This is a genomic window from Pseudomonas nitroreducens (assembly GCF_024170165.1).
Taxonomy (GTDB): Bacteria; Pseudomonadota; Gammaproteobacteria; order Pseudomonadales; family Pseudomonadaceae; genus Pseudomonas; species Pseudomonas nitroreducens_C.
The window spans coordinates 341,349-353,285 of the sequence record NZ_JALJXP010000003.1; the positions used below are offsets into that span (position 1 = coordinate 341,349).

Genomic DNA, 11,937 nt, shown 5'->3' on the forward strand with positions numbered 1-11,937 from the left:
CGCGGGCGCAACGATCGCGCCGCAGCATAGCCTGCCTCGTGGCAGGCGTCAGGGTAAGACAGCGCACAGTTCAACCCAGGGCCGGGCTGCGCGGCTTGATCCGCGACAGCACCGCCCAGTCCAGCGCCAGTACCAGAAGCAGCGACGCGCCCACCAGCGGGAAGGCAACGCCAAGGATGAACATGATCGCCACCCCACCCTTCCACACCGGCAGCGCATGGGGCATCGGCGGCACGCCGAGGCGACCCTGCGGGCGGCGCTTCCACCAGATCCACAGGCCGCTGACGGCGCTGAGCAGGATCATCAGGCAGACGGCGAGCATGAGCAGCTGGTTGAACAGGCCGAACATCTTGCCTTCGTGCAGCATCACACCGGACTCGACGCCCTTGGCCACCAGCCCGTAGTCCTTCCAGCGCACGTCGGCGAGTACCTTGCCGGTGTACTGGTCGATATGCAGGGTGGCGTCGTTGCGCGAGTCGTCGGCGAACACCGAGACGGTGAACACGCCCTGCTCGCCCTTGGGCAGGGCGACGGCGTAGCCCGGCGTCACGCCGGCCTTGTCCGCCGTATCGACCACCTGCTGCAGGCTGATCTGCGGCATCGCCATGCCGCCCGAACCGTGGGCCATGTGCTCGGCATGGGCGCCGCCGGACATCGGCATCGGGGTGTTTTCCATGGCCCAGGGAATGGTCTGGCGGTGCGCATCATTGAGCGTGCGCGCCTCCAGGTCCGATTTGGGCACCTCGTTCCACATGGGCGCCGGGAAGCGGTTCCACACGTCGGCGAAGGTCTTGCCCCAGAAGCCGGTCCAGGTCATCCCGGTGAGCAGCATGAACAGCATCAGCAGCGAGCCCCAGAAGCCGACCACCACGTGCACCTCGCGCCACAGCGCGCGGCCGCGACGGGACAGGTCCGGCCACAGCAGCACCCGCAGCGAGCGCTTGCGCGGCCACCACAGGTACAGTCCGGACACCACCAGCACGATGCCCCAGCCGGCGGCCAGTTCGATCAGCCGGTCGCCGACGGTGCCGATCATCAGCTCGCCGTGCAGCGCGCGGGCCATCGCCTGCAGGTTGGACTTGCCATCCTGCACACCGAGCAGCTTGCCACTGTAGGGGTCGACGAAGGCGTTCACCTCGCGCCCATCCAGCTGTGCAACGAACTGCGCGCTGCGGTCGGCGGCGGGCGCCGGCAGGTACTGGCTGACCTGCAACTGCGGGTTCTGGTGATGCAGGTGCATCAGTTGTTCGTCGGCGGACAGCCGCACCTCACCCGGCTTCACCTGCAGCAGGTCGCTGTACATCAGCGGGTCGAGCTGCGGCTTGAACAGGTAGATGATCCCGGTGATCGACAGCAGGATCATGAAGGGTGCGACGAACAGCCCGGCATAGAAGTGCCAGCGCCAGGCCAGGTTGTAGAAATCGAATGTCTTCTTCTGCATTCGTTGGTCTCCTCACGCAAGGAGGCCCCCGACTGGCGGGGGCCGGTCGGGCTTCAGAACGAGAAGTCCACTTTGGTCCAGAACGTACGTCCCGGTTCGTGGATCGATTCGGGATCGTTGGCCGGGTAGCCGAAGCCGGCGTTGCCCGCCAGGTTCAGGTGTTCGGCGTAGTCCTTGTCGAACAGGTTGTCGACGCCGGTGCTGACCTTGAGGTTCTTGCTCAGCTTGTACGCGCCATTGAGCGAGAACACCGCGAAGCCGGGGCTTTCATCGAAGTCGTAACCGACCACGTTGCCCTGGTTCTCGGCGATCCGACCCTGGTGCGCGACCACGCGCCAGAGTCCGCCGGCGCTCCAGTCGCCTTCCTCGTAGGTCAGACCGAAACGCGCTTCCAGCGGCGGCATCTGCGGCAGCGCAGTGTCGTCGGTGGTGTTCTTGCCCCAGGCGTAGGCCAGGGTGCCATCGGCGGTCCAGTTGCTGGTCAGCGCGTAGGCCGCACCCAGTTCACCGCCCATGATGCGGGCATCGACGTTCCGCGCCTGGGAGGTGCGGCCCATCATGCCGCCGGGCATGTAGTCGAACAGGATGTAGTCGCGAATCACCCCGACATAGCCGGAGGCCCAGGCCTTGAGCTTCTCGTCCTCGTACTGTGCGCCGAAGTCCAGCTGGGTGGTCTTCTCCGGCTTGATGCTGTCGAAGGCGTTGACCGAGCCGGTCGGGCCCTTGTCCGGGGAGAACAGTTCCCAGTAGTCGGGAAAGCGCTGCACATGGCCGAGGCCGACGTAGAGAGTGGTCGGCGTGTCGGCCAAGTCGTGCTCATAGCGGGCAAAGCCGCTGGGCAGGGTATCGGCGCGGGTGTCGTCGGCGGTGGGATTGGGCATCGCCATCATCCCCGAGCCGGTGCTCTGCCGGTAATCCTTGACCGAGGCGCGGTCCAGACGCGCACCGGTGATCACGCGGTCGCGCTCGGCGGCGTACCAGGTCAGCTCGCCGAAAGCTCCGTAGTTGTGGAACACGGCGTCCTTGTCCCACGGCTGCTCGTCATAGGTATCGATGCCCATGCCACTGCGCTCGCGGTGCTCGTTGGTCTGCGCATCGACGCCGGTGATCAGCTTGAAATCGTCCCAGCGCCAGGTGGCGGCCAGGCGTCCGCCAAGGGTGCGGCGGTCGACGTTGGAGGCCATCGGGCCGGCCATCATGCCGGTGCCCGAGGGCGTACGCAGGCTGTAGTTGTCCATCACGTGGTCGGCGTAGTTGTAGTAGACCTGCGCCTCCAGCTTGTCGAGCACCTCGCCGATGTTCGATTTCTCAAAGCGCAGGCCGAGGCTTTCGCGCTTGAACTGCGAACCGTCCATGCCACGCCCGGCGTAGCGCGCCTCGCCATCGCCCTTGCCGGCAGTGAGTTCGACCAGGGTATCGGCGTCCGGCGTCCAGCCCACGGCGACATCGCCGTTCCACTTGTTCCAGCGCGAAGGCACGGTGTTGCCGCTGCCGTCTTCATAGTCATCGGACTGCGACTTGTTGCCGGTGAAGCGCAGGTAGCCCTCGGGGCCACCAGCGGCAGCATCCAGCACGCGGTCGAAGCGGCCGTTGGAGCCGGCGACGAGGCTGCCATTGATCCGCGTGCCGAGTTCGCCGAAGCGCTCCGGCTCGCGGTCGAAGCGGATGGTCCCGGCCGAGGCGCCGGGGCCCCAGATCACGGTCTCCGGCCCCTTGACCACGGTGAGCTTGTCGTAGGTTTCCGGCGAGATATAGGAGGTGGGTGCGTCCATCCGTGCCGGGCAGGCGCCGAGCATGGTGCTGCCGTTGGTGAGGATATTCAGCCGCGAGCCGAACATACCGCGCAGCACCGGGTCACCGTTGGTGCCGCCGTTGCGGATGGCGGAGAAGCCGGGAATGGTCTTGAGGTAATCGGCGCCGTCGCTGGCGGGAATTGGCTGGCGCGGCTGCTTGGGGTCGGTGACCACGGTCAGCGGCGAACTCTGCGCCACGGCGGTGATGACGCTGGGCGACAGCTCGGTGACCGAGGTATTGGTGGTGTGCGCCGAGTGATCTTCTTCCTCGGCCAGTACCGGGACGGCAGTGAAACCGCCAAGGGCGGTCAGCGCGCACAGGGCGCGCAGGCCGACGGCTGTGTGCCGACGGCGCAGGGGCATGCGGGTCATTCCATGAATTCCATGATCGGTGATGACGCCCGCTCCACGCGTATTCGCTCGGCGCGCAAGCGAATGCAGGCATGCGCGCCGGGGTCGGGGAGTCGGGATTGCGGGTCAGCCGATCAGGAACGGCGGTGCACGGGAGCGGGCGCCGGGGAACACCGGCGAGGCGGGAATACCGGAAGAGACGAACTGGGCAACGGGTGCGCCGACGGCAGGCAGACCATGCTCGATCACCACCGGCGGCGGCGTCAGCGGTGGGCTGTGGATCAGCAGGCTGCAGTAGCCGCACTTCTCCATGAAGGCAGCGGCGGTGAGCGGCTGATCACCATGGGACACCGGAGCGGCATGCTGGCCCGCGGCGCGTTGAGCGTCGGAGCAGTGCATGTCGCCCATGCCGGCCATGTCGTGGGACATGGCCTTGCCGTGGTCGTTGGCCGCGCCATGCTCCATCGGCATGACATGATCCATGGACATGGGCATGGCGTGATCCATCGGCATCGACTGGGAGACCAGCGGGCCGACATAGATCATCAGCATGGCGAACAACGCCAGCCAGGTGCCTACGCCTTGTCGTGTACGACGGATCACGAAATGTCCTTGCGGATGGAGGATTCCCACCTGAGGCGGGTGCGCAATGATCGCACGGAGTGATAAAGCTCCGCTGCGGCACGAAGACGCAGAATCAGTTAAGCACAGCGATAAGCTTCAGGATAAATTGCTGAAAATCATAATTTTCGACAATTTTTTATCGCCAAATAGCATTCATAGACTTTTCCTACCAAATTTTCTCAAATGCTTGCCATTGGTCTTCCAGGCCATTAGCTTGGACCCCATGAAAACCGCACACACCCTCATTCTGCTTCGCCAACACGCCTGCCTGCGCCTGGTCAGCCCGCGACTGCGTGGCTGAGCCCCCCTCCCCCGGTTTCGCCTCATTCAGATTTTTTTGCGCAGGCCACGCAGGCCGCAGAGAACAAGGATTCCGCTCATGAGCATGTTGAAAGACCCGTCGAAGAAATACCGCGCCTTCACCCAGATCACCCTGCCCGACCGCACCTGGCCGGACAAGATCATCGACAAGGCGCCGATCTGGCTGTCCACCGACCTGCGCGACGGCAACCAGTCCCTGATCGAACCGATGGACGCCGAGAAGAAGATGCGCTTCTTCAAGTGCCTGGTTCAGGTGGGCCTGAAGGAAATCGAAGTGGGCTTCCCGTCCGCCTCGCAGACCGACTTCGACTTCGTTCGTGAGCTGATCGAGAACGACCACATTCCCGATGACGTCACCATCCAGGTGCTGACCCAGGCCCGCGACGACCTCATCGAGCGCACCTTCGAATCGCTGAAAGGCGCGAAGAAGGCCATCGTCCACTACTACAACGCCTGCGCACCGAGCTTCCGCAAGATCGTCTTCAACCAGGACAAGGCCGGCGTCAAAGCCATCGCCGTGGCCGCCGGCCAGACCATCAAGCGCCTGGCCGAAGCCGCGCCGGAAACCCAGTGGGGCTTCGAGTACTCGCCGGAAGTCTTCAGCTCCACCGAGACCGATTTCGCCGTCGAGGTGTGCAATGCAGTGATCGACGTGTTCCAGCCGACCCCGGCGAACCGCCTGATCCTCAACCTGCCCGCCACCGTCGAGTGCGCCACCCCGAACAACTACGCCGACCAGATCGAGTGGTTCGGCCGCCAGATCAACAAGCGCGACAGCGTGCTGCTCAGCCTGCACACTCACAATGACCGTGGCACTGGCGTGGCCGCTTCGGAACTGGCCCTGATGGCCGGCGCCGACCGCGTCGAAGGCTGCCTGTTCGGCAACGGCGAGCGCACCGGCAACCTGTGCCTGGTGACCATGGCGCTGAACATGTACACCCAGGGCATCGACCCCGAACTGGACTTCTCCGACATCGACGCCGTGCGCAAGGTGGTGGAAGAGTGCAACCAGATCCCGGTGCACCCGCGTCACCCGTACGTCGGCGACCTGGTCCACACCGCCTTCTCCGGCTCCCACCAGGACGCCATCCGCAAGGGCTTCGCCCAGCAGAAGGACGACGCCGTGTGGGAAGTGCCCTACCTGCCGATCGACCCGGCGGACATCGGCCGCAGCTACGAGGCGGTGATCCGTGTGAACAGCCAGTCCGGCAAGGGCGGCATCACCTTCCTGCTCGAACAGGAATACGGCATCAGCCTGCCGCGCCGCATGCAGATCGAGTTCAGCCAGGTGGTGCAGAACGAGACCGACCGCCTGGGCCTGGAAATGACCGCCGAGCAGATCTACACCCTGTTGCAGACCGAGTACCTGCAGGCCGTCTCCCCGTTCGGCCTGAAGAACTATCGCCTGCAGGAAGAGAACGGCGTCTGCGCCATCGACATCGACGTGACCCACAAGGGCGAGCAGCATCGCTGGCACGGCAAGGGCAAGGGCACCCTGGAAGCCCTGGTCGCCTCGCTGCCGGTGGACGTCGAAATCATGGACTACAACGAGCACGCCATCGGCGCCGGCACCAATGCCCGCGCGGCCGCCTACATCGAACTGCGCGTCGAGGGTGGTCGTTCGCTGCACGGTATCGGCATCGATGAAAACATCACCACCGCGAGCTTCCGTGCGCTGTTCAGCGCCCTGAACCGCGCCGTGACGCTGGGCCACGCGAAAGCCGCGTAATCCCGGTAAACTGGAAGTCCCTTTGCCCCGGACGCATCTTGCGTCCGGGGCTGTTTTCGAAGGAGCGAAAACATGACGGACACCCCGCAGGACAATCCCTTCCAGACGCCCGCCGCCGTCCTTCAGGACGCTGCCACCACCGCGACCGGTGAACCTCTCTACCGCCTCGCCGCCGTCGGCATTGCCACCTTCTTCGGCACACCCATCGCCGGCGCCTGGGTGATCGTGCAGAACCTCAAGGCATTGGGGCGCGCTCACGAAACCCGCAACATCTGGCTGATGGGCATGGGTTTGACCGTCGGCATCTTCGTGCTCGGCTACTTCCTGCCGGACAACGTCTCCGGCACGCCCATCGCTGTCGGCACAGTCGTCAGCATGTACTACTTCGCCAAGCAGACCTTCGGCGCCGCCGTGGAGAAACATCTCGCAGGCGGTGGACAGTGGCGCTCCAACTGGCGAGCCTTCGGCGTCAGCCTCCTGTTCCTGCTTGGCGTACTCGCCGTGCTTTTCGGCGGGGCCTTCCTCCTCGCCCTGCTCGGCCTCATCTGAAACGAAGAAGGCCCCTCGCGGGGCCTTCTTCATTCCAGGGGACGCTTACTCGTCGTCGCCGCTGGCGGCGACTGCGCCAAGGCAGCAGAGTCGGTGTTGCTGGTCGCCGGCCTGCAGCAGCCAGGTCTCGTCTTCGGCCTGGTAGCTGGCCTCCATCACCTGGTTGTAGCTGAAGCACCATTCGCGGCGGTCGCGGCCGTCGATGGACTCGATCTGCAGCACCACGTCCTCACTGGCGAAGGGCTGGTCCGCGTGAGCGGCGGCATCGGCCTGGTCCAGCAGTGCCTCGTTGAGCTCGAACTGCCAGGCGTGCAGACCGTCGATCAACAGCATGTCGGCGGTTTCCAGCTGGTCCAGCAGGTAGGGAGTCGTGGTCATGACGGGCACTCGGCAATTGGGCAGGTCGCCATGATAGACCAGCCGGCGTACCGCTGCCGGCCAATCCGCCCCGCGGCAGTCGGGAGCACGTCTACACTGAGGGTTCCCGCTATCTCCCTGAGGAGTCAAAGCAGATGCGCACACGCGAACTCGGACAATCAGGCCTGAAGATTCCTGCCCTGGTCTTCGGCGGCAATGTGTTCGGCTGGTCCTCCGACGAGGCGACCTCGTTTCGCTTGCTGGACGCGCTGCTCGACGCCGGGCTCAACTGCATCGACACCGCCGACGTGTACTCGCGCTGGGTACCGGGCCACGAGGGCGGCGAGTCGGAAACCCTGATCGGCAAGTGGCTGAAGAAGACCGGCAAGCGCAACCAGGTGATCATCGCGACCAAGGTCGGCATGGACATGGGCAACGGCCACAAGGGGCTGTCGGCGGTGTACATCGAACAGGCGCTGGAGCGCTCACTCAAGCGCCTGCAGACCGACTACATCGACCTCTATCAGTCCCACTGCGACGACCCGCACACCTCGATGGAGGAAACCATGAGCGCCTTCGCCGAGGCGGTGGAGCGCGGCAAGGTGCGGGTGATCGGCGCTTCCAACTTCGACGCCAAGCGCCTGCGTGAGGCCCAGGAGCTCTGCACGCGGCTGAAGCTGCCGCAGTACCAGAGCCTGCAGCCCAACTACAACCTGTACGACCGCGCCAACTACGAGACGCAGCTGGAGCCGACGGTGCGACAGCTGGGCCTGGGCGTGATCAACTTCTACTCCCTGGCCGCCGGCTTCCTCACCGGCAAATACCGCCGCGAGGATGACCTGGGCAAGAGCAGCGTGCGCGGCTACAAGGTGAAGAACTTCATGAACGAGCGCGGCTTCGCCATCCTCGATGCGCTGGAGGAAGTGGCCGGCGAACTGAACGCCACACCGACCCAGGTCGCCCTCGCCTGGCTGATGGCCCGTCCGAGCATCACTGCACCGATTGCCAGTGCGTCGAAGCTGGAGCAGTTGCCGGACCTTATCGCGGCGGTCGAGTTGAAGCTCAGTGACGAGGCGATCCAGCGGTTGAATACCGCCAGCGCGTATTGAGCAGAGGCGGAAATATCGCGGACGGAGTCCGCTCCTACGAAAACATCATGCGGCGTAGGAGCGGACTGCGTCCGCGATTGGCATCGCGGTTAATGGCGGATATCGAACTCGTCGGCGTCCAGGTTCGCCGGGAAGCGCTCGCGGTAGGCCGCCAGTTCCGCCGCACTCAGGGCGATGTGGAACACCCCGTCGGCGCTGCCGGCGGCCAGCAGGTTGTCTCCCTGGAAATCGAGCACCTGGCTGTCGCCCGAATAGGCGTGGCCCTTGCCGTCCTCGCCCACGCGGTTGACCGCCGCGACATAGCAGAGGTTTTCGATGGCCCGCGCCGGCAGCAGGCGGTTCCAGTGCTGGCGGCGTGCAGCCGGCCAGTTGGCGGTGTAGAGCAGCAGGTCGGTGTCCTCGGCGTCGCGGCTCCACACCGGGAAGCGCAAGTCGTAGCAGACCAGTGGGCGAATCCGCCAAACTTTCCATTCCAGCAGCACCTGCTGCTCGCCCGGCGTGTAGTGCTTGTGCTCGCCGGCCATGCGGAACAGATGGCGCTTGTCGTAGTGCTGCATCTCGCCGTCCGGGCGCGCCCAGAGCAAACGGTTGCGGTGGCTGCCGTCGGCAGCACGGATGATCACGCTGCCGCAGATGACCGCATCCAGCCTCGCCGCCTGCGCGCGCAGCCAGGTGTAGGTCTCACCCTCCTCCGCTTCGGCCAGCGCCTCGGAGTCCATGGAGAAGCCGGTGGTGAACATCTCCGGGAGGATCACCACGTCCGCACCACGGGCGCTTTCCAGCAGTGCGTCAAAGCGCTCGCGGTTGGCCTTGGCGTCGTGCCAGACCAGGGTGGTCTGCACGAGGGCCAGCTTGAGGTCGGTCAGTTGGCTCAGATCGCGCATAGTCGTTCCGCTGCCTGGCGCAGCGTCTCCTCTTTCTTGGCGAAGCAGAAGCGCACCAGGCGCATGTCCGCTGGGGCCTGCTGGTAGAACACCGATACCGGGATGGCGGCGACGCCGTGCTCGGTGGTCAGCCATTCGGACATGGCGACGTCATCGAGGTCCGGGCGGATTGCCGAGTAGTCGACCACCTGGAAGTAGGTGCCGGCAGCGCGCTGGAAGGTGAAGCGCGAGCCTTCCAGCAGATTGCAGAACAGATCGCGCTTGGCCTGGTAGAAGCCCGGCAGCTCGCGCAAGTGCTCGGGGTGCGCGGCCATGAAGTCGGCCAGCGCCCATTGCAGCGGAGTCACGCCGCAGAAGTTCACGTACTGGTGGATCTTGCGCATTTCCGCCGACAGCACTGGCGGTGCCACCACGTAGCCAGTCTTCCAGCCGGTGACGTGGTAGGTCTTGCCGAAGGAGCTGATGACGAAGGCGCGCGGATACAGCTCGTCATGGGCCAGCACGCTGGCGTGCTGCACACCGTCGTAGATCAGGTGCTCGTAGACCTCGTCGCTGATGACGTATATCTCGCGGTCGCGGATCAGCTCGGCCAGGCGATCCAGGTCGGCACGGTCGATCAGCGCGCCGCTGGGATTGTGCGGGCTGTTGAGGAAGATCAGGCGCGTGCGCGGGGTGATGGCATCGGCCAGACGCTGCCAGTCGATGCGGAAGTCCGGCTGGCTCAGCGCGACGTGCACGCAACGGCCGCCGGCCAGTTCGACCGAGGGCTCGTAGCTGTCGTAGCAGGGGTCGAGGACGATGGCTTCGTCGCCGGGGCGGATCAGCGCCTGTACCGCACAGAAGATCCCTTCGGTCGCGCCGGGGACGATGGTCACCTCGGCGTCGGCGCTGACCCTGCGGCCATAGAGGCTCGCGACCTTGAGCGCGACCTGTTCGCGCAGCGCCGGCAGACCGGTCATCGGGCTGTACTGGTTGTGTCCGGCCATGACGTGGCGGGCGACGGCTTCGAGCAGTGGCGCGGGGCCGGGGAAGTCCGGGAAACCCTGGGAGAGATTCAGCGCCCCGCTTTGTGCGGCGAGCTGGGACATGCGGGTGAAGATGGTGGTGCCGACATTCGGCAGTTTGCTGGTAAGCATGGCGTGACTACAGGCTGCAGGCGATGAGAGGGAGGTCCCTACTCTATCGCCTGCAGCCTGCGGTCTGAAGCCCGACAGACGTTATTTACGTTTGTCCTTCTTCTTCTTCTCCGCCTTCTTGTGGTGCGACATCAGGCGGCGCTTCTTGTTGACCTGGCGATCGGTGAGCTGGGTCTTCTTGCCTTCGAACGGGTTGTCACCTCCCTTGTACTCGATGCGGATCGGCGTACCGACCAGCTTCAGCACACGGCGGAAGGTCTTCTCCAGGTAGCGGGTATAGGCCTTGGGCACCGCTTCCACCTGGTTGCCGTGGATCACGATCAGCGGCGGGTTGGCGCCACCCAGGTGCGCGTAGCGCAGCTTGATGCGGCGGCCGTTGACCATCGGCGGCTGGTGGACCTGGATGGCGTCTTCCAGAATCTGCGTCAGCTTGCTGGTAGGCCAGCGGGTCACGGCGGAACGGAAGGAATCCTGCACCGACTTGTACAGGTGGCCGACGCCAGTGCCGTGCAGCGCGGAGATGAAGTGGATGTCGGCAAAGTCGGCGAACATCAACCGGCGCTCGAGCTCGGTCTTCACGTAGTCGCGCTCGGCCGATTCCATGCCGTCCCACTTGTTCAGCGCGATGACCAGCGCACGGCCGGTCTCCAGCACGAAGCCGAGCAGGTTGAGGTCGTGTTCGACCACGCCTTCGCGGGCGTCCATGACGAAGATGACCACGTTGGCGTCCTGGATCGCCTGCAGGGTCTTCACCACGGAGAACTTTTCCACCGCCTCGAAAATCTTGCCGCGGCGGCGCACGCCGGCGGTGTCGATCAGGGTGTACTTCTCTTCGTTGCGCTCGAAGGGAATGTAGATGCTGTCGCGGGTGGTGCCGGCCTGGTCGTAGACGATGACCCGCTCTTCACCGAGCATGCGGTTCACGAGCGTGGACTTGCCGACGTTGGGGCGACCGATGATGGCGATCTTGATGCCATCCTTCTCGCTCGGGCCGGGAATGCGCTTGGCTTCCTCGCCTTCGGCGACTTCTTCCAGCTCGCTGGGCAGGTCGTTGTCTTCCGGCGCTTCCGGCTCGGGCGCGAACATCTCGCCCAGGGCTTCCTGGAGCATCTGGGTGATGCCGCGGCCGTGGGCGGCGGCGATCGGGATCGCATGCCCCAGGGCCAGCGGGCTGAACTCGGCGCGGGCGATGTCCGGATCGACGGTATCGACCTTGTTCGCCACCAGGTAGGTGCGCTTGTTCTTCTTGCGCAGGTGCTCGCCGATCATCTCGTCGGCGGCGGTGAGGCCGGCGCGGGAATCGACCATGAACAGGACGGCATCGGCCTCTTCGATGGCCTGCAGCGACTGCTCGGCCATCTTGGCGTCGATACCCTCTTCGTCACCGGAAATACCGCCGGTATCGATGACGATGAATTTCTTGCCCTGCCACTTGGCCTCGCCGTACTGGCGGTCGCGGGTCAGACCTGCGTACTCGGCGACGATGGCGTCACGGGTGCGGGTCAGGCGGTTGAACAGGGTGGACTTGCCGACGTTCGGGCGGCCCACCAGGGCTATTACGGGAACCATGCGGCTCTCCAGGAAATTTGATTTTCAGAAAACACGACGGCCGCTGCCGTTTTTCACGGCAGCGGCCGGCAGTA

General features: G+C 64.9%; 10 protein-coding genes. 3 read left to right on the top strand and 7 right to left on the bottom strand.

The features are described 5' to 3' along the window. Positions 1-70: 70 nt before the first annotated feature. The 3 genes from J2T47_RS08700 to J2T47_RS08710 form a co-directional block, all read right to left on the bottom strand. Positions 71-1,441: a PepSY-associated TM helix domain-containing protein gene (locus J2T47_RS08700; RefSeq protein WP_253444773.1), complete on the bottom strand. Its 1,371-nt coding sequence runs from the start codon at positions 1,439-1,441 to the stop codon at positions 71-73. A gap of 53 nt (positions 1,442-1,494) precedes the next feature. After that, positions 1,495-3,606: a TonB-dependent copper receptor gene (locus J2T47_RS08705; protein WP_253444776.1), complete on the bottom strand. Its 2,112-nt coding sequence runs from the start codon at positions 3,604-3,606 to the stop codon at positions 1,495-1,497. A 105-nt stretch (positions 3,607-3,711) separates the two neighbouring features. Then, positions 3,712-4,188: a DUF2946 domain-containing protein gene (locus J2T47_RS08710; RefSeq protein WP_253444779.1), complete on the bottom strand. Its 477-nt coding sequence runs from the start codon at positions 4,186-4,188 to the stop codon at positions 3,712-3,714. 400 nt (positions 4,189-4,588) lie between these two features. Here J2T47_RS08710 and leuA point away from each other — a divergent pair, with 400 nt between their 5' ends. Together leuA and J2T47_RS08720 are read left to right on the top strand one after the other, a co-directional pair. Next, positions 4,589-6,259, top strand: coding sequence for a 2-isopropylmalate synthase (gene leuA, locus J2T47_RS08715; RefSeq protein ID WP_081515945.1), 1,671 nt, complete (start codon positions 4,589-4,591; stop codon positions 6,257-6,259). Positions 6,260-6,331: 72 nt separating this feature from the next. After that, positions 6,332-6,808 carry a hypothetical protein gene (locus J2T47_RS08720; protein ID WP_253444782.1) on the top strand — a complete coding sequence of 159 codons (477 nt, stop codon included), beginning with the start codon at positions 6,332-6,334 and terminating at the stop codon, positions 6,806-6,808. Positions 6,809-6,853: 45 nt separating this feature from the next. On the opposite strand, the gene J2T47_RS08725 is transcribed toward J2T47_RS08720, so the two are convergent. Beyond that, a complete protein-coding gene (locus J2T47_RS08725; RefSeq protein ID WP_253444785.1) occupies positions 6,854-7,186 on the bottom strand; it encodes a DUF5629 family protein in 333 nt (110 codons plus the stop codon). A gap of 134 nt (positions 7,187-7,320) precedes the next feature. Here J2T47_RS08725 and J2T47_RS08730 point away from each other — a divergent pair, with 134 nt between their 5' ends. Further along, a complete protein-coding gene (locus J2T47_RS08730) occupies positions 7,321-8,274 on the top strand; it encodes an aldo/keto reductase (RefSeq protein ID WP_253444788.1) in 954 nt (317 codons plus the stop codon). A gap of 89 nt (positions 8,275-8,363) precedes the next feature. Here J2T47_RS08730 and J2T47_RS08735 read toward each other — a convergent pair whose 3' ends face one another. From J2T47_RS08735 to der, 3 genes are all read right to left on the bottom strand, one after another. After that, the gene (locus J2T47_RS08735) at positions 8,364-9,158 is read right to left on the bottom strand and encodes an amidohydrolase (RefSeq protein ID WP_253444791.1); all 795 of its coding nucleotides are present in this window, start codon (positions 9,156-9,158) and stop codon (positions 8,364-8,366) included. Beyond that, a complete protein-coding gene (locus J2T47_RS08740) occupies positions 9,146-10,294 on the bottom strand; it encodes a pyridoxal phosphate-dependent aminotransferase (protein WP_253444794.1) in 1,149 nt (382 codons plus the stop codon). Before J2T47_RS08740 ends, J2T47_RS08735 begins: the two co-directional genes overlap by 13 nt. 81 nt (positions 10,295-10,375) lie before the next feature. Next, the gene (gene der / locus J2T47_RS08745; RefSeq protein WP_253444797.1) at positions 10,376-11,863 is read right to left on the bottom strand and encodes a ribosome biogenesis GTPase Der; all 1,488 of its coding nucleotides are present in this window, start codon (positions 11,861-11,863) and stop codon (positions 10,376-10,378) included. Positions 11,864-11,937 lie beyond the last annotated feature (74 nt).